General features: G+C 41.4%; 15 protein-coding genes. 7 read left to right on the top strand and 8 right to left on the bottom strand.

Features of this window, described 5'->3' with window-relative positions; translation table 11 throughout:
* The first annotated feature begins 654 nt into the window (after nt 1–654).
* From EKM69_RS09085 to EKM69_RS09075, 3 genes are all read left to right on the top strand, one after another.
* Nucleotides 655–1,128, top strand: coding sequence for a nucleoside 2-deoxyribosyltransferase (locus EKM69_RS09085; protein ID WP_125710366.1), 474 nt, complete (start codon nt 655–657; stop codon nt 1,126–1,128).
* Nucleotides 1,129–1,144: 16 nt separating this feature from the next.
* Nucleotides 1,145–1,702: a TetR/AcrR family transcriptional regulator gene (locus EKM69_RS09080; protein WP_125710364.1), complete on the top strand. Its 558-nt coding sequence runs from the start codon at nt 1,145–1,147 to the stop codon at nt 1,700–1,702.
* 115 nt (nt 1,703–1,817) lie between these two features.
* Complete coding sequence (locus EKM69_RS09075) at nt 1,818–4,544, top strand: efflux RND transporter permease subunit (protein WP_125710362.1); 2,727 nt, start codon at nt 1,818–1,820, stop codon at nt 4,542–4,544.
* 566 nt (nt 4,545–5,110) lie between these two features.
* Here EKM69_RS09075 and EKM69_RS09070 read toward each other — a convergent pair.
* Entirely contained in the window at nt 5,111–5,443 is a 333-nt protein-coding gene (locus EKM69_RS09070) for a hypothetical protein (RefSeq protein WP_125710360.1), read from the bottom strand.
* 86 nt (nt 5,444–5,529) lie between these two features.
* Complete coding sequence (locus EKM69_RS09065) at nt 5,530–6,768, bottom strand: DUF389 domain-containing protein (RefSeq protein WP_125710358.1); 1,239 nt, start codon at nt 6,766–6,768, stop codon at nt 5,530–5,532.
* An 812-nt stretch (nt 6,769–7,580) separates the two neighbouring features.
* Between EKM69_RS09065 and EKM69_RS09060 the strand changes: the two genes are divergently transcribed.
* The 3 genes from EKM69_RS09060 to EKM69_RS09050 all read left to right on the top strand — a co-directional run bounded on the left by EKM69_RS09060 (nt 7,581) and on the right by EKM69_RS09050 (nt 9,973).
* Nucleotides 7,581–8,798, top strand: coding sequence for an MFS transporter (locus EKM69_RS09060; RefSeq protein WP_125710356.1), 1,218 nt, complete (start codon nt 7,581–7,583; stop codon nt 8,796–8,798).
* Nucleotides 8,799–8,952: 154 nt separating this feature from the next.
* Nucleotides 8,953–9,660 carry an AzlC family ABC transporter permease gene (locus EKM69_RS09055; RefSeq protein ID WP_125710354.1) on the top strand — a complete coding sequence of 236 codons (708 nt, stop codon included), beginning with the start codon at nt 8,953–8,955 and terminating at the stop codon, nt 9,658–9,660.
* Nucleotides 9,647–9,973 (top strand): AzlD domain-containing protein, encoded by a 327-nt coding sequence (locus EKM69_RS09050; protein ID WP_125710352.1) that lies wholly within the window; start codon nt 9,647–9,649, stop codon nt 9,971–9,973. Before EKM69_RS09055 ends, EKM69_RS09050 begins: the two co-directional genes overlap by 14 nt.
* A gap of 10 nt (nt 9,974–9,983) precedes the next feature.
* On the opposite strand, the gene EKM69_RS09045 is transcribed toward EKM69_RS09050, so the two are convergent.
* Complete coding sequence (locus tag EKM69_RS09045; RefSeq protein WP_225423877.1) at nt 9,984–10,427, bottom strand: CopY/TcrY family copper transport repressor; 444 nt, start codon at nt 10,425–10,427, stop codon at nt 9,984–9,986.
* 730 nt (nt 10,428–11,157) lie between these two features.
* On the opposite strand from EKM69_RS09045, the gene EKM69_RS09040 reads away from it, so the two are divergent.
* Nucleotides 11,158–12,333: a CynX/NimT family MFS transporter gene (locus tag EKM69_RS09040; RefSeq protein WP_125710350.1), complete on the top strand. Its 1,176-nt coding sequence runs from the start codon at nt 11,158–11,160 to the stop codon at nt 12,331–12,333.
* Here the strand turns inward: EKM69_RS09040 and EKM69_RS09035 are convergent, their stop codons facing one another.
* The 5 genes from EKM69_RS09035 to EKM69_RS09015 all read right to left on the bottom strand — a co-directional run bounded on the left by EKM69_RS09035 (nt 12,334) and on the right by EKM69_RS09015 (nt 17,798).
* Entirely contained in the window at nt 12,334–13,569 is a 1,236-nt protein-coding gene (locus EKM69_RS09035) for an MBL fold metallo-hydrolase (RefSeq protein WP_125710348.1), read from the bottom strand.
* Nucleotides 13,570–13,788: 219 nt separating this feature from the next.
* Nucleotides 13,789–14,400: an NAD(P)H-binding protein gene (locus tag EKM69_RS09030; protein WP_125710346.1), complete on the bottom strand. Its 612-nt coding sequence runs from the start codon at nt 14,398–14,400 to the stop codon at nt 13,789–13,791.
* 27 nt (nt 14,401–14,427) lie between these two features.
* Nucleotides 14,428–15,351, bottom strand: a complete 924-nt coding sequence (locus EKM69_RS09025) for an aldo/keto reductase (RefSeq protein WP_125710344.1) — start codon at nt 15,349–15,351, stop codon at nt 14,428–14,430.
* A 104-nt stretch (nt 15,352–15,455) separates the two neighbouring features.
* Nucleotides 15,456–16,190 carry a sulfite exporter TauE/SafE family protein gene (locus tag EKM69_RS09020; protein ID WP_125710341.1) on the bottom strand — a complete coding sequence of 245 codons (735 nt, stop codon included), beginning with the start codon at nt 16,188–16,190 and terminating at the stop codon, nt 15,456–15,458.
* A gap of 315 nt (nt 16,191–16,505) precedes the next feature.
* On the bottom strand, nt 16,506–17,798 hold the full coding sequence (locus tag EKM69_RS09015) for an MFS transporter (protein ID WP_125710339.1): 1,293 nt from the start codon (nt 17,796–17,798) through the stop codon (nt 16,506–16,508).
* Between the last annotated feature and the right edge of the window lie 370 nt (nt 17,799–18,168).

Below are 18,168 nucleotides of genomic sequence, written 5' to 3'. Positions count from 1 at the left end.
TCTCCATTGAATACACGTTCCACTGCCTTTCTCTTAATTTCGAAAGGGGTCTTCTTATTTTTCTTACTCATTGTTATCGTCTCCCGGACTCGTTCTTGTTTATCATTCTTCCGGTTAAAACAATTGTAGCAGCCCACCACGTTCCAGCGTCTGTATCCCCGGGCCCCGGAGTCGGCAGTGAACCACCCACCAAACTATTACCTCAACCCCAAACACACCTAAAATCACAAACGCCACCACAAGCAAAACGCTTCTCGTCTGCTAAAAACTCTCACACCTCAAGGCTCCCACCACCATCAAGCTCTCACACTCAATCGAAAAAAAGCAAAAAAAATAGCCGTCCCCCGACAGCTAACCCAAAATTAAAACACAAAAATCAAAAAAGCAAACAAAATCCCGACAACAGCCAAATAATTTATCTTCTTCTTATTCTTATATACAGCCTTACCCTTAGGCATAACACATCTCTTATCTACCATAACAAAACGCCTCCACGCGATTAACTACATATGTTATATCACGCGATAAACATAAATAAAACCACCCAGCATACAATTTAAACAGACAAAAACATCCCTGTAACATTCCCTTAATATTACACTCTAAGGCAGCTTTTTGCGTATAATAAAAGTGTGCCAAAAAAGGAGAATAAAAATGACGAAACTTAACCGAGTTTATTTAGCTGGTCCCTTCTTCAGCGACCAACAAAAAGAGCGTCTAGATAAGATCCAACAACTTCTAGAACAAAATGACACGATCGGCGATATTTTCCGTCCCGGAAAAGACGAATACACAGATGCAGAGTTTGGTTCGTTCGAATGGCAAACAGCCGTTTTCAAACACGACATCAACAACATCAACATCTCAGACATTGTCGTCGCCGAATTAGACTACAAGCTTGAAGAAAAGCTTAGTGAACCAGATTCAGGAACTGCTTGGGAATGTGGCTACGCCTTTGCCAACAATGTTCCTGTGATCGGAGTTCGCTTCGATCAAGAACCACCATTAAACTTAATGCTCGCTGATAGCTTGACCGCCTTTTTCAATGGAGAAAAGAGCATTGATCAACTCAAAGATTACGATTTTAACGTATTAATGACCAGATACGAAGATATCAAAGTATTTTAATTAAGGGGAGAAACTTATGTCACAAGTAACGGAGAGAACTAGAAACGCCATAGTAACTGCAATGATTTCACTTTTAGAAAAAAAGCCGTTCGACAAGATCACTGTCGGCGATATTTCTGCTGAAGCACAGATCAATCACAGTACCTTTTATCGTTACTTCAATGATAAGTTCTCGCTCCTCAATGCTGTCTTCGAATATTTACTCGACGACTTGCTGGCCGAAGCTAATTCGACCGAGACGATCATTACGCAAATCGCCGACTTTATCGGCAAAAATAACGAGTTCATGCGCCACGTTTCCCCACAATATCAAACACGCGCCAATCTTTATCCAGAATTTAGATTAATTTTAAAGGATATTGTGACTCGTAAATGGCAAAAAGCCGAAAATACCGATGATGATCCTTTGATCGTTATGATCCGGGATTCTGAAACTCCCGAGCTAATGATCAGTTTGATTGTCGGTGCCTTAGTCGGTGTTGTTGAGTATTTGGAAGATAATGATTTTAAGATCCCTAAGGAAGAATTTACGTCATTTACGGACGATTTTTTCAGAAAATGGGTCGAAAAATGATACAAAATGAGGTAGTTGTCTTATTTTAAGAGGACTGCCTCTTTTTGTGGCTTAAAAACCAGTAAATTAATGTTAAACTATTCGACATGAGATAATTTGGAGGGAAGAGAATATTATGGAAAAATTTTTCAATATGCTCAGTAATAGCATCCACCAGCACGCTAAAATGTGGATCGGTATTATTGCAGTATTGACCATTGTTCTTGCATTTGGTTTACCGAGGATCCAAATGAAGTTCAGTAATGATGTCTTTGTCAACTCGAATTCGAAGCCATACAAAGATACCAATACTTACCAAAAGAACTTTGGTGGTGATTCAGTTTATGTCATGGTTAGTGGTAAACAAGATGATGTTTTATCACAATCAAACATGAAGAAGCTTAATAAGCTTGATAAAAAGCTTAGCAAGAATGACAACGTTCGTTCAACAACGAATATCGTTAACTTGTTAAACGACGAGCTCGAACAAATCGCTAAGAATCCTTCAGCCGCTAAAAACATGTCAGGATTAAATCTCAACTTGACACCTAAGGCTGAAAAAGACTTAATGGCTAATTTGACTACAGCTCAAAAGAACGAACTTACTACTAAGATCCAAAGTGGTTTGACGACAGAACAACAAGCACAAGTTCAATCTTATGTGACAGGTTCTGTTTTAACGGACGAACAGAAACAACAAGTTGCTGCAGCTCAACAACAAGCGCAAGCACAAATTGCACAAATGCCTGCTGCTCAACAACAAGCTGCCGCAGCAGAAATGACTAGCCAACAATCAAGTCAATTGATGAGTATGTTGACTGATCAACAAAAGCAACAAGTACAAAATTATACTTTGACCTTGCTTAACGATCAACAAAAGCAAGCTCTCACTGCCGCTGTTTTACCTATGATCCCTAAGGTTCAAAACATGTCTAACGCTTTATTGCGTGACATTTTACTTAGCGACAACGGTAAAGTTCCATCAGCAATTTCGCAATTATTACCTAAGAATGGTAAACATACCATCTTAATGGTCAACACTAAGAGTACGACCGACATGAACACCAACGTTAAGTTAATGAATGATGTTCATAAAGCTATCAAAGATGCTGGCTTTAGCAGCAAAGTTAAAGTTAGAAGTGCCGGTACTCCAGTAGTTATCGGTCAAGTTAAGAATGTTGTTATCCAAAATATGGCTGTCATGGTTGTGATCGCCGTAATTATCATGATCATCATTCTAGCTTTGATTTTCCCAGTAAGAAGAAGAATCTTACCACTACTTTACGTTTTAATCGGTATGATCTGGACATTCGGTGCCATGGGTTGGTTCAACTTACCTATCACCTTGGCTACAATGGCTACACTACCTATCATCATTGGTCTGGGTACCGACTTCGGTGTTCAGTTCCAAAACCGTTACGAAGATGAATATCGAACCTCAGAAGATTCCGAAGGTGCCATCAAGCTTTCAGTTGCTAAGATGGGACCTGCCGTAGGTATTGCTGTTATCGTTATGATCTTCAGTTTCTTGACAATGTTCTTGTCAAAAGCACCTATGATGCAACAATTCGGTATCACACTAGCACTTGGTGTCTTCTGTGCATATGTCGTTGAGTTCTTCATGATGTTCAGTACCTTTACTTTGGCTGACAAGTCAGAGAAGGCCCACGCTAAGTTCGTTGAAAAGAACGAAGCACGTAAAAAGAAGAGCAACGGAAACGACTCAACACGTCTTTCAGGATGGCTACGTAGTTACGCAACCTTCATCACAAGACATGCTGGTTGGATTTTTGCAATTGCCATCGTTCTTGGTGGTTTAGGTTTCGCTGTTGAACACAATATCAACACTGAAACAGATATCATGAAGATGATTCCTCAAGACATGAGTGAATTGCAAAATACTAAGTACTTGCAAAAGAAAGTTGGTTCGACAGTTTACATCGATTACCTTGTTAAAGGTGACGACGTTAGAAACGCCGATTCGATGAAACGTATCGATAAGCTTGGTAAGCAAGAACAAAACAAGCACAAAGATATTACTGGTGTAACTAGTCTTTCATCTACTTACAAACAACTAGGTGGCGACATGAATGCTAGTCAATCAGCAATGAATGCTGGTGTCAACAACATTCCTAAGCCACTCAAGCAATCTGTAATTAGTGACAACAAGAATTACGCCACGATCCAATTCAAGATCAATCAAAATCTATCAACTAAGGATCAACAAAAATTGATGGACAAGATTTCTGATGATATCGGTGGTACACATGACGGACTATCGATCTCACCAGCCGGATTAACAGTTATGATGCTTATCGGTGTCAACAACGTTACATCTAACCATAACTTGATCATGTTTGCCGGATTGGCAATCATCTTCATCGTATTGTTGTTAGTATATCGTGAATTCCGTCTAGCTATTTACCCTGTCCTACCTATCTTGGTAGTTCTTGGACTTTCACCATTAACACTTTGGTTAATGCACACATCATACAACCCAGTTACAATCGCCCTAAGTTCATTAGTTCTAGGTATTGGTACTGAGTTTACGATCTTGATCCTTGAGCGGTATCGAGAAGAGCGACTCAATAAAGTCACCCGTGAAAAAGCTATTATCGATGCGGTGGCTAAAGTTGGACAAGCTATTACAGTTTCTGGATTAACTGTTATCGGTGGTTTCTCAGCTATCATGTTCGCAAGTTTCCCTGTATTGCGTTCATTCGGTTTGATCACTGTGCTTGATACGGCTTACTCATTGATCAGTGCTTTGACTGTTCTACCTGCTTTGGTCTTCTTGTTTAGAAATAGAAAAGAAGATAAGAAGCTGGAAGAAGCGGCTAAGGCTTCTGATGATAATAAATAATTGATTTAATGAGCAACTACTTTTATAGTGGTTGCTTTTTTTGTTTGGGGTTTTATTGCCGGTTCTGCGGAGGGTTCCAGGAATTGCGCTGTGGAACGCCATGGGCACCACTCTGAGCTATCCGGGAAGTTCGCCCGGACATCTCACAGCTGGGCCTTTCACTAGGCAATAAATTGCCAAGTGAAATTTCATGGCTGACAGCGAATTCCTTCCACCCTCCGCAGAACCTAAGGTAGTATAATCATCAGATTTGGGTGGGGATACGGTACTTATTTATGTTGGGCAAAACTGTTTTGATTAGATTTGCGTATTTAATTTGTATTGTGTCTTACGATTTTTATTTTCTGTTCTATCTTGTTGATGTTATTTAGTGGTTATCATCGTTTGGTATTTGATTCAATCAGACGTTAAAAGAATTCTGTTGTAATTGAATATCTCTCCCACTTGAATGGATGACTAGTTTTGCATTTATGAGCATTGCATCGTGATGGATCTGTAAACACAGTCCACAACTCAAATTTTGAGCAAGAAAAAACAGCCTGTTTCTTGGCTGTTTTTTTAGTATCTTATTTTTCTGGTTGGATCAATTCGATTAGGCGATTTACTAAGTCTTGGACTCTTTTTGAATCTTGGGCGAAGATTTCTACTCCCCTATCTTTGATCATTGTGTGTGTTACTTGTAGCAAGCCTATCGAATCACTGTCGTCATTAAATTTGGCTATTGGTAGTGGCAAATCTTGGCCGTACATCGGGACATTTCCTGTCTCTACTTTGGTTATTTTAGTTCCCTCGGGCATACTTAGAATGTACGTCTTGATCCGTTTTAGACTGAAGTTGTCTTGGTAATAGTCGTAAATCAATTCTAGTTCACTCATGATGAATTTGATTTCGTTATTCATGTTTGTGTTTGCTCCTCGATTTGATAATTATCTTTATTGTAACAAAAAAGAGTCTCACTCACTTTGATGAGGAAACTCTTCCATCGTTAATCTTCAGTAAAATGCAATGTATACTCTAAATCTTGTTTCTTAGCCTCGCTCTTAACAAAGTCACTAACTACTTGCTCATTTTCTGTTGTGGCTTGATCTTGCTTCCATTGGACCAAGATCAAAGCTTTTCCAGTCTTATTCTTTTGGGCAAGTTCACCGATATAAACTTTTTCAATCGTATCAGGGTACTTCTCTGTAATTTTTTTCTTAAATGAAAGTAATTCTGATTGATCATCCGAGCTAGTAGTTTGTTGGGTAGTACCATTTTTTTCATGGGCAACGTATTGTTTAAAGTCGTTCACACTCAAATAATTACCCTTGGAAAGCTGATTAAGTTGCAGCTTGTAGCCACCAAGTTGGTAGCCGTCCAATTTTTTATCCAACTGTTTGAGCTCAGAATTAGTAATATTTTGACCCATTACGACTAACTTGATCTTATTGTTATCAAACGATTTATCGACCACGTATTGATCTGGCATCTCTTTGGAAATAAAATTCGTCAGCTGAGTGTCATTATACGTCTGTTTGACCAAAGTCGAAGCCGAGATCAAACTGGGGATCGTGATGATAATAGCAGCAACGATGATCATCATCTGATTTTTCAAAGGAATACCGGAAGCCCGATTTTTTCTAAAGTTAAAAATCAAGGTCCCGATCATCGTGGCTAGCGCAATGAAGAAAGAATTGATCAAGAATAAATATCCAGCGCTAAAGACGATCGACCATTTAAACTGACTGAGCCCGTATCCAACAGTAGAAAGCGGTGGAATCAAAGCCGTAGCGATAGCCACACCAGGCAAAATATTCCCCGGCTCCTTCTTAGCAGAACCAATAATACCGGCAAAGCCACCAAAAAAGGCTATCAAAACGTCCCAAATAGCAGGCTGAGTCCGAGCCAAAAGCTGTTCACTAGCATCTTTGATCGGCGACAAAGCAAAATAAATCGTAGCAGCAATCAACCCAACCACAATTTCGATCAAAAACACCACAACAGCCTTTTTCAACATAGAAGAATCACGAACCGCAACACCATAACCCATACCAATAATCGGATCCATAATCGGCGAAATCAGCATAGCACCAATAATAACCGCCACCGAATCCATATTAAGCCCAACACAGGCAATAATAACCGCACAAAACAGCACAGCAAAGTTGATCCAACTAAGATTAAGACTCTGCCGAACATTCCGATCAATAATATCCGACCGTAAAAGTTGATCCTCACCGTTCATAAAAATACCCCGATATACAAGTAATACGTATATTCTACTATAATTCCGAACTCAAAGAGAATAGTTCCGAAAATAAGAAAAGTAAGAAAGGCAGGAGCAAAAAATAACAGTCAGAACCAACGAGAAAAAAACAACGAGAGCAATACCAAGGAAAAGGCGGGAGCAAAGCGACAGCCAGAACCAACGAAAAAAAAGCAACGAGAGCAACATCAAGGACAAGGCGGGAGCAAAGCGACAGCCCGAGAGAAGAAAACGAATCTCAAAGAAACAGTCGTGGCAGCAAACATCGTCAGGAAGAAAAATAAGCGGAGCGAAGTCCCGCGCACAGCAAGGAAGCCAGGAGCGCAAACAAACCAAATCTTGCGCATAAAACCAGGAAGCACCTATTCCCCAACTCAAAAAAAGAGTTTGATGCCTACCCTAGACGGAGGGGCCCGGGATACACACCTCAGCCGCCAGATTCCTCTTTGCGACGAAGGAGCTTAGAGGAAGGCTCGTATTGGAGATGTCCGGGTGAACTTCCCGGATAGCTCCAATCGATGCCGGCAGCGTTCCAGTGTGTGTATCCCGGGCCCCGGAGTCGGCAGTGAACCACCAACACAAACTACTACCTCATTCACAAACCATCAAAAATCACCAAACACATCAAACAAAAAACGCTACTGTCCGCTTCATTCCTCTCACATCAAAACAAGCGCCTCCAAAAGTAAAATCATTCACAATTTCATTGAAACTCCCTCCACCATCTGCTAACATAATTGAAGAATCAAAATAAACGATGCCCGTGAGCATCAATTTTGGGGGACAATTTAATGAAACTAGCAGCAGAACCACAATCAAACCATCTAGATAGCTACCAGAAAAAAGTAGTCGCTTCCACCACAGCCGGCTTTGGCTTGGAAAACATGGACATAATGTTCTTATCATTTGCCCTATCTTCCATCATCGCCCAACTTGGACTAACCGGAACGCAAGCGGGAATGATCTCGACAATTACTAACATTGGTATGTTAATAGGTGGTATTTTTTTTGGAATTTTAGCCGATCGAATCGGTCGTATCAAAACCTTCACCTACACAATTTTCATTTTTGCCGTAGCGACAGGTGCTATGTACTTCGCTAACAACTTAACAACCGTCTACATTTGCCGTTTCCTAGCCGGTATCGGTGGCGGTGGTGAGTACGGTATCGGAATGACCGTCCTTGCCGAAAGCTTCTCTAAGAGCAAATTAGGACGTATTTCATCTTGGGTCGGCATGGCTGGCCAAGTCGGAGCTATCGTGGCTACCGTCTTAGCTGCCTTGATCATCCCAACACTCGGTTGGCACGCACTCTTCTTATTCGGTGTCATCCCTGTTTTCATCATCTTCTTCATTCGTCGTCACTTAAAAGAAAGTGACAGTTTCATCAAGTCCTCTAAAGAAAAAAATGGCAGTATCAAAGAACTATTTGAAACACCTAAGATTGCTTATCAAACGTTTGCTTTAATGATCATGGCAATTGTTCAGATCGCCGGTTACTTCGGTTTAATGAACTGGTTACCTACGATCATGCAAAAACAACTCAACTTGACCGTATCTAGCTCAACTTGGATGATCGCAACTATCTTAGGAATGTGTGCCGGAATGTTTACCTTCGGAATGATCCTCGATAAATTAGGACCACGTCTAGCCTTTGGAATCTTCTTAGTATTTTCAGCCATCGGCGTTTACGTTTTAACCTTACCAACTAACATGGCATCATTGATCGTCGTTGGTGCAGTTGTTGGCTACTTCTCAAACGGAATGTTTGCAGGTTACGGAGCCGTCGTCAGCCACCTTTATCCGACCGAGATCAGAGCCACAGCCAACAACGTCATCATGAACACCGGTCGTTGTATCGGTGGATTCTCCAGTTTAGTGATCGGCTGGATCCTCGACAATCACAACGTCATGACCGTAATGATCTTCATCTCAACTTTGTACATCATCAGTTTGATTGCAATGTTATCGATCAGTAACTTAAGACAAAAGAATTATAAAAAATTTTAATCATCGATAAAAAGCCTTAATATCCAGCAAATGACAAAAATCATTTTGGGTACTAAGGCTTTTTTTCTTGAAAAAACATTCTATTTAAATTTGACTTTTTTTAATCAAATGACTAATATTTTAAGATAAATCATTCAAACGAGGGGGGATAAAATTGGACGATACATTAGACACCAAAACTGCCATCAAAGACACGCTACCAACCGTCTTCGGCTACTTAGGAATCGGTATCGCCTTCGGTGTTGTCGGCAAAGCTTCGGGCTTATCGACGCTAGAAGTCTTACTGACATCCTTGATAACTTACGCCGGATCGGCCCAGTTTGTCATGGTCGGATTACTAGCAGCCCATGCCCCCTTGATCACCATCATCTTCTCCGTTTTCTTAGTCAACTCGCGGATGATCTTGATGAGCACCACAGTGGCTCGTTACTTCAAAGACGAATCATTGTTAAAAAACATTCTCGTCGGCACCTGGCTAACAGACGAAAGCTTCGCTTTAAGCATGAGCAAATTGAACTACACCAAAGGCAGATTAAGTTTTGAATGGTTCAACACTGCCAATTTGTTAGCCTACGCAACTTGGGCCATCGACACCTTGATCGGCGCACTGATCGGCAATTTGATCGGTGACCCTGAAAAATGGGGCTTAGACTTTGCCTTAGTCGCCATGTTCATCGGACTATTATACTTACAATTGATCAGTGACAAATCGCTAAACTTCAACTTACAACTGATCATGATCGGTATCGTCTTAGTCTTAATGTACATCGGTCTAATTTTTATCCCAAGCAACTTATTGATCCTAGTAGTTACCATCGTTGCTTGCTTGATAGGGGTGATACTAAAACATGGTTTCTTTTAATTTCGTACTCTTAACCGTAGTCGGCTGTGGTTTAGTGACCTGGCTCTCCAGGATCCTACCCTTCTGGATCCTACGAAAAGTAAAACTATCACCAAAAGTAGTCGAGTTCCTAAGCTTCGTCCCAATAGTGATCATGTCAGCCCTTTGGTTCGAAAACTTATTCCACCAACACCTAGGCCACCTACCAACCATTGACTATCCCAATTTAATAGCTTCACTACCAACCGTCATCAGTGCCATAATTTCAAAAAGCTTACTAGTAATCGTCATCGTCGGTGTTATCTCACTGGCGGTTGTACGGTATTTCATTTAAAAAGGACTCGCTATATGCGGGTCCTTTTTTTAACAACTACAATTATCCGGCAAACAATTACACTCAATTTCCTTAACCGGCTGTTTTTATCCAATGCCGATTTGATTTTTTCAATATCTTCAGCGGTCAACTCAGATTCATCAATCAGCGAAGCAATAGCAGTGCCAACCTTCCGTGCACACAACTGATCAAAAAATTGTTTAGTAGTAATTTCAATAGTATCAGTCTCCGGCATCTTGGCAGTATAAATAAACTTATTCCCCTGCTTTCGAGTAGCAATAATATTCTTATCGACCAAACGGCGCAACAAAGTCTTAATAGTAGCAGGCTTCCAATCCATAGACTCCCCCAAAATATCGATCAATTCCCGAGAAGTAGCCGACCCCAAAGTCCAAATAACTCGCATAATCTTCCATTCAGCTGTCGTAATATTAATATCCTTAACGTCATCCATAAAATTACCTCGATTACCTATTAACAATAGTCTAGCCGATTTAAAGCAAAAAAAATAGAACCCAAACAAAATTTCGGTCCCACAAAACAAAAGCCCTTGAATTTAATCTTAAGAACTTAAGGTCTTACACTTGAGATTTTGAACTGGTGATTTTGAACTTAAACTTTTGAATTTAAGCTTTTGAATTTAAGCTATTGATTTTGGCTTTTGATTTTGGCTTTTGACCTTTCCAACAAACATAGAAACTGAGATAGACCACAAAACCTAGGACGCGCGCACGGTGCCAACTTGATCAAAAAAACTCGGTCCTAACCAAAAAAAGAAGGATTGTGGTACTCCCTAGACGGAGGGGCCCGGGGATACAGACCTCAGCACCTAAATTATTCTTAGCGATTTATCGCTTAGAATAAGACCGAGTTTTGAGATGCCCGAGTGGTCTCCTCGGGTAGCTCAAAATCGCGTCAGGTGCGTTCCAGCGTCTGTATCCCCGGGCCCCGGAGTCGGCAGTGAACCACCTCACCAAACTACTACCACCAACCCCAAAACACCTAAAATCACAAACGCCACCACAAACAAAACGCAACTCTTCAGCCAAAAACTCTCTCACCTCTAGCACACCAGCACCAATCAAACCACCGCTGTCTACTCTAATCCCCATACAAACAACAACACTTTTGTGTTTATCATTTTTATCATATAATGAAATCATCGACTCGAGGGGGAGCAAGTTTTGAAAAATAAGAATCAAAGTTGGTTCTTGATCAGCATGATGCTGATCGCAGCTAACTTACGTTTACCAATCACGATCATACCACCACTACTAAAAACCATCGAGAAAGACCTAGGCGTACCAAGCTCACTAATGGGTTTGATCACATCGATCCCACTAATAGCTTTCGCCATCTTCTCACCAATAATCGTAAAAATCGCCAAAAAATTAGGAAATGAATTGACCGTTTTCGTCTTCTTTATTATCCTGATTGCCGGAAGTTACCTCCGGATCATTCCGACCGTCTGGGCTTTGTTCTTAGGAACGACTCTAGTCGGTATCGGTATCGACAGTGGTAACGTCCTAGTACCTGCCATGATCAAAGACCACCTACCAACCAAGATCCCACTAGGATCAGGTCTTTACACAGGAGCAATGTTGACTATCGGTGCCATCGGTACCGCCTTATCAGGTATTTTCATCTCACACATCAGTCTGAGTGCTACCTTAGCCATCTTGTCAGCCTTAGCCGTCGTGGCCCTGCTTTTCTGGATCCCGAATTTAAAATCCAACACCATCGACAAAGTCGAAGACGAAACAAAAAAGCCGAACTATCGAACAGTTTGGAATCAACCAGTCGGTTGGTTCATCACCGTTTACTTCGGCTTACAATCACTCGTTTATTATTCACTCTTAACCTGGACACCTGCTTTACTAGTCAGCCATGGTGTCGCAAATGTCACTGCTAGTAACATTTTGACCGTGCTCCAAATTGCCGGTCTTCCTTGTTCATTCATCGTGCCGATGTATGCTTCAAAGGTCAACGGTCGCCGTTTCTTGAATACCTTCTTGATCATCGGCTACGTCTTCGGACCTTTGATGTTACTGCTAGACATCAAGACAACTTGGATCTTAGTAGTCTTCGCTGCCTTAACTGGGTTTGGTTCAGGTATCGCCTTCAATGAAGCAATTTATTACTTCACTAATAAGACGACTAATCCTTATCAAACGGCTGAAGTTTCCGGAATGGCTCAGTCAGCTGGTTACTTATTAGCAGCTTTTGGCCCAGTATTATTTGGATTCATCAACGACATCAGCCAGACTTGGACGATCACCATGTTCATGTTGACTGGCTTCTCGATCATCTTAGTGATCACCGGTATTGTCATCAATCGTCACAAGCCGATCAAAGAATAATCATTCAAAAAGCAGTTTTTTACTACTATCAGGCACCACGAATTTCATCTGAAGATCCTTCATCGCTTTAACAGCCAGCTCCGGATGATAAGAATGCCACGGCACCGTCTTTTGGGCGTTGACCGCTTCGACTAGGAAGTTGACGTCCTGGATTGAGGCGTGGCCACTGGCACAAAATTCTAAATATTGAAACTTAAATTGATGCAGCTTTTCGCGCAAATACTCAAAGTCACGATTCAAACTAATATTAGGAAAACCGTTACTATGCAAGTAAATACCTGGTTTCAGCTTTTTTAAAAAGCCGATATTGTCAAAACTATTTTGCAAGACGAAGCCACGTGAATGCTGCTTAATATCATCTAAGGAGACGACCTCAAGTTCAGTTGGGGTCGTCTTTTTGTTGGTGATCGATTCTTTCAACACACAAATGTCGATCTTGGGGAAAAACTCGTGTAAGACGTTGGCATAAGCTTGTTCTAGCACGACTTTTCGTCCGTAGTGATGGCTCTTTTTGCAGATGGACTTGAGTCGATCGACGTTTGAAGGATCAACATTGATCACGATCAGGTCACGTCTTTGTACGATCAAATCGGAAAATTGATGCTGGAGCGCGAATTCGTCGGTACTGAATAAATCGCAGTCTTTAGAAAACGAATAAGCGGTTGAATCGAATAAAAACAAATCTAAATCCTGCTTGCGGAACTTGCGGATCCAATGATAGACCTTATCTTTGTGTGGTCCATTGACGCGCACGTCACCAGAAACGCCAAAGTAATGCTGACCGTCGTTGATCAACAATGATTGACTTCCCATCACCCCGCAGTCACTCTCAAATCCACGGACCAACAGATCTCCGACTTCCAATTCGTGTGGCATCACGCGAATATTAGCCTCAATCGGTTGGATCAAACCGTTGTGCAGCAAGGATAAATATAAGCGATAGCCTTTTTCGGAGACGTAAATTTCGATCGACGAATTTAAATAGACCGCTGCCATTAAATTGTCGACATTGACTTGGGTCAAAATGATTGCTTGATGTTGAAATTCCGATGCTTGGTTCAAGAACAGGTCCGGCAAATTTGGCAGCAAATGTGAGTTGATCAACTTCTCGACTCGGTCTTCTTTAAATCCACCGACCATCCCAAAATCCACGATCACCCGTGAGGTCAACGTGTAAAAAGCGACAATATTCCCTTCGATATCATGAGATCCATTCAAAAATTTAACAGAAGTCATCTTCGTCTCCACTTTGTTCGATATTTGATTGATATTTGTTAGTAATTTTGTGTTATTAATATTTTATTGCGATATTTCCGAACAAATAACGTCATCTATCTAGTTTTTATATGTATTATGACTGAAGCTAAATCTAAAATCAAATAGAATCTGTCTTTTTCCAAGTAAAAAGGTGCTATCTCGAATTTAATTGAGATAACACCTTTTTTAAAATCATTTTTATGCGTTGACGTTATTGAATTTATCGATATCGCTCACACTCAAAGTCTTATTGCTTTTTTCGTTTTCGATGGCTCCGATGACGGCGGAAACGACCATGTTCACTGGTAAGCTGTGATGAGCTTCATTGCTGTCGACCACGTCGTCAGCTGTTGTCATATATGCAGGTCTAGCAATGACAGTTCTGAACTTTCTGCCGTTGAGGTCATTTTCAGCGTCACGTTTGGTTGAAATGTAACGCTTATTGGCGCCAGGAATATCGTCAGCAGAAATGTATGCCATCACGGGGATATTATTCTTTTCGACGGCATCGGCGATGTTGACGGCACTTTGATAGTTGACCTTTTCGAAGGTCAAGTTTTCATTCGTGTCTTCTTGATATTCACCGATCGTGTCGATCACAACGTCGACATCTTTCAAATAGTTCGTCCAAAAACCTGTTGACAAGGCATTGCCGACTTTCCAGTCAACTTTGTCATACCAGCTTTCATTGCCTAATGGCTCACCCGTTCTCGAAATACTGATGACTGAGTCACCTTTTTCAACAAATTGTTTAGCAAATTCGCCACCTACAAATCCGTTTGCTCCAAAAATTACTACTTTTTTAGCCATTAAAATTCCTTCTTTCACTTCATCTACTTATTCAGCAAATTCTGAAAAAGCTTCGTCGATTGCGTGGTAGTCACTGTTCCGTAACTCCAAGTCCATTGCCTTGGCATTTTGATCAACTTGAGCAGCCTTTCTGGCACCAGGGATCACGATCGAGATGTCAGGATTTTTCATGTACCAAGCGATCATAACTTGAGCAATGGTTGCATCTAATTTGTTAGCTATCTTATGAACGACCTTGATAGCATCAATGATATCGCTGAATTGAGCTTGGTTGAATTGATCAAATTTCTTCGCATCGGCCACACCATATTTACCCGTTAACAAACCTGATGCTAATGGGAAGTATGGCACGAATGAGATGTCATTTTTTCTCAAATATGGAAAGAGTGTTTTTTCGGCATCGCGGTGAACTAAGCTGTAATTGTCTTCCACGATATCAACTAGGCCATCCTTGTCGGCTTCCTTCAATTGCTCCAATGAAAAATTCGAAACACCGATAGCCTTGATCTTGCCGGCCTTTTTCAAGTCGTCCAAGGCTTTGACTGCTTCGTCCTTTGGCGTTTCTTCATCTGGAAAATGAATATAAAAAATATCGAGATAATCCGTCTTCAAACGCTTCAAAGCGTCATCAACAGCTTTTTTCAAAAATTCGGGACTGTTGTCGATCTTGCCATCTTTGGCCGGATTTTGCGCGGCTTTAGTGGCAATAACGAGATTGTCACGGTCGTAGTCTTGGATGACATCGCCAATAATTTCTTCAGAACGACCATTACCATACATGTAAGCCGTGTCTAATGTGGTGATACCCTTGGCGAGAGCCTCTTTGACGACGGCGTAACCATCTTCATCTTTTAAGTCTGAAAAAATATTATGGCCTCCAACTTTATTAGTTCCGAGACCAATTTTTTTACTTTTTACGTCTGATTTACCTATCTTTATCAAATTTTCCATACAGAGCCTCCAATAAATAATATTTTTTGGAATACCACCTTTAGCATAGTCCATTTTGGCAAAAAAAATAAAATTATCTGCATATTTGATAATTTTATTCATAATTAAGCTTTGATCAGCAGCATGACTCCGAACAAGAACAACATGCCGTAGACGTATTTAACGAGTGTCGCCGTGTTGATCTTCGCAGACACGAGATTCGATAGCCAAATGACGACTGCTAAAAATGGTAATGATATTAAAAACAATTTTAAAACTTCCAGATTCCAAAAGCCGGATGCCATTTGACTGGAAACGACGATGATACCGGTAAAAGTGAAATGAGCTTGTAGGATGCCACGGAATTCTTTGGCGGTCCAATTTTTTAAGGTCCCGTAAACGGCAATCGCTACCCCGTGGGAATTGTATGCACTGCCTAAGACTCCGGAGACCCAACCGAATAAGTAATCAAACCACTGTGAGTGGAGTCTTAAACGTGTGGCTTTGCCACGGAAGATCTTGAGTAAGTTGTAGGCACCGTAGATGATCAAAAAAACACCTAACACTCGGGCAATCGTTTGTGTACTGGAAAACTTTACTAGTGCTATCCCCATAGGTATTCCTAAGACCGATCCTAAAACTAGGTGGATGACGACTTTCCAGTTGATGTCGTGTCGATACTCGATAGTTGCTGGTATCGCTACACAGAGGCTAGTGATACCGATCAGTGCTGTGGCTGATTGGGTATCGAAAGCTATCAACGCTAGTAACGGCATGGCTGCTAGTGCGTCGCCGAAGCCGAAGACTGTTCTGATGAACGCTCCGAATAGGATTATTAGGATTACTAGGATCTGAGTCATTTGGGTTCCCCTTCCCCTCATTTTTGGTTGTTAGGATTAGTTTAACTTAGATTGTTGGGGAATTGTAGGTGGTTTGGAGTGGTATTTAGCGGTGATATTTTTTGTTGTGGATACGGGATTTTGTTTTTTGAGGAAAGATTTTGATGTGTGGTTGATTTTTTGGTTAGCGAATACGGTTGCCCGTTTTATAGTGGAAACGCGTTCCAGGGGATAGCGGCCTCCGGTTAACACATGTAGTCGCGGCACGGCTTCGCCGCACCTTGTGCGACTACACGCGTTAATCCTCAGCAGCTGACCATCCCCTTCCACGCTCTATCAAATTATCTCTTTTTGATTAGTCTCCACCCCAAAAACCCAAACAACTGCACCGGCGAATAATGCGATTCCGCTGATGATCCAGAAGATTACGTTGGTGGTGGTTACTGTTAGTAGCCAGGCTACTGCTATTGGCATTGCTACGGTGAATAGTTTGGCTACTCCGTTGGCTATTCCTGAGCCTCTAAATCTTACTTTGGTTGGGAATAGTTCTGCTACGTAGACTGCTACTACGCTGGCCATTAGGATGTAGAAGCAGGTTGTTAGTAGGAAGCCTACTATTACTACTCCTTGCATGCTGTCTTGTCTGGCGTAAAGCATGCCGAAGACGGCTGTTAAAAAGAAAGCTGGTGCGATGGTCTTTTTTCTGCCAATCTTATCGACTAAGTATGCTCCGATGGCGCATCCTACCGGTGCCCCTAACATCATTAAAGTCGATAGTCCTAAGGAGTTTCCGATGTCGATATTTTTTTGAACTAATAGGGTTGGTACCCAAGATGTAAAGGTGTATTGGCAAATGATGGTTGCGGATACGGCGACGATGGCTACGAATAGACTGATGCCAAAGGAAGGATGAACTTTTTCATGAGATTTGTTTTTTGCAGGATCGTAATTTGAAGTTCCATTCACTTCCAGACGTTCAATGATCTCTTGAGCTTTTTCCGTCTGACCGTGGGCAATTAGCCAACGAGGTGATTCTGGAATGTCTCTTCTTAAATACCAAAGGATTGCAGCGACGATACCGATGACAAAAAACATTGGGCGCCAGCCGTAATTAGGAATAATGGCGGTGCAAAGTAGCATCGTGATCGGTGCTCCACAATTAGCAATCAAGGATGTGGCTGCACACCACTTACCACGATTGTGGATCGGTGCAAATTCGTTGATCATCGAATATCCCGTGACGATCTCCGAGCCGAGCCCGATACTGGCCATTAGTCGGCAAAAAATCAAGAAAGCCATGTTCGGTGCAAATGCTCCTAAAAAAGTAAAAGTTCCGAATAATATTAAATTGATCTGATAAGCCACCCGACGGCCTTTAATGTCACCTATGAAGCCAGCGATGACCGAACCGATGAATAAGCCCAGAAATCCGCTAGATAGAAAATAAGAATTTTGTTGGATCGTCGACCAGTTGTCTTTTAAGGTTGAACTAGCAACAGCACTAGCCATGTAAACGTCGGCTGCATCCAAGATCATGCCACCTGATACGAGGGCGAATATTTTGTAGAATAGTGGTGATTCCCGTGTTTTGTCCAGGCGGGTTTGTAGTTGTTTAGGTTGGATCTCCATGGTTTTTCCTCCTTGCTGGAATTTTTGATAGTTAGTTGTTGAATTTTTTGAGCCGCAAATTTTTTGAGGTAATATTTTTGTTGGATGTTCACTTCCGGTCCTGTGTGGGGGTTCCGGAAATATCGTCGTGGCTTCCATGGTTGTTCGGTGGCGTAGCCACCACCAAGGACCAGTTGCGCAAGTACGTAGTACTTACGTTCCTATATTTCACAGCTGACGACGAATTTCCTCCACCCCCACACAGGACCTAGGTTTTATCAAAACTTCTTTTTTTGGTTTATGTAGTACTTTCTACGTTTAGTATCGAATGATTTTTATCCTAGAACTTATCTAGTCGATCAATATCTCAGAAATCATCGGTTGACTCCAA

This window comes from Companilactobacillus zhongbaensis (assembly GCF_003946515.1).
GTDB lineage: Bacteria > Bacillota > Bacilli > Lactobacillales > Lactobacillaceae > Companilactobacillus > Companilactobacillus zhongbaensis.
The sequence above is the reverse complement of the archived record's forward strand: the minus strand, read 5'-3'. Positions and strand labels throughout refer to the sequence as shown.

Excerpts from the sequence above, each read along its gene's own strand:
- EKM69_RS09025 (WP_125710344.1), bottom strand. The coding sequence starts at position 15,351 with ATGGAAAATTTGATAAAGATAGGTAAATCAGACGTAAAAAGTAAAAAA.
- EKM69_RS09015 (WP_125710339.1), bottom strand. The coding sequence starts at position 17,798 with ATGGAGATCCAACCTAAACAACTACAAACCCGCCTGGACAAAACACGG.
- EKM69_RS09080 (WP_125710364.1), top strand. The coding sequence starts at position 1,145 with ATGTCACAAGTAACGGAGAGAACTAGAAACGCCATAGTAACTGCAATG.
- EKM69_RS09060 (WP_125710356.1), top strand. The coding sequence starts at position 7,581 with ATGAAACTAGCAGCAGAACCACAATCAAACCATCTAGATAGCTACCAG.
- EKM69_RS09075 (WP_125710362.1), top strand. The coding sequence starts at position 1,818 with ATGGAAAAATTTTTCAATATGCTCAGTAATAGCATCCACCAGCACGCT.
- EKM69_RS09065 (WP_125710358.1), bottom strand. The coding sequence starts at position 6,768 with ATGAACGGTGAGGATCAACTTTTACGGTCGGATATTATTGATCGGAAT.
- EKM69_RS09035 (WP_125710348.1), bottom strand. The coding sequence starts at position 13,569 with ATGACTTCTGTTAAATTTTTGAATGGATCTCATGATATCGAAGGGAAT.
- EKM69_RS09070 (WP_125710360.1), bottom strand. The coding sequence starts at position 5,443 with ATGAATAACGAAATCAAATTCATCATGAGTGAACTAGAATTGATTTAC.
- EKM69_RS09050 (WP_125710352.1), top strand. The coding sequence starts at position 9,647 with ATGGTTTCTTTTAATTTCGTACTCTTAACCGTAGTCGGCTGTGGTTTA.
- EKM69_RS09020 (WP_125710341.1), bottom strand. The coding sequence starts at position 16,190 with ATGACTCAGATCCTAGTAATCCTAATAATCCTATTCGGAGCGTTCATC.
- EKM69_RS09030 (WP_125710346.1), bottom strand. The coding sequence starts at position 14,400 with ATGGCTAAAAAAGTAGTAATTTTTGGAGCAAACGGATTTGTAGGTGGC.
- EKM69_RS09085 (WP_125710366.1), top strand. The coding sequence starts at position 655 with ATGACGAAACTTAACCGAGTTTATTTAGCTGGTCCCTTCTTCAGCGAC.
- EKM69_RS09045 (WP_225423877.1), bottom strand. The coding sequence starts at position 10,427 with ATGGATGACGTTAAGGATATTAATATTACGACAGCTGAATGGAAGATT.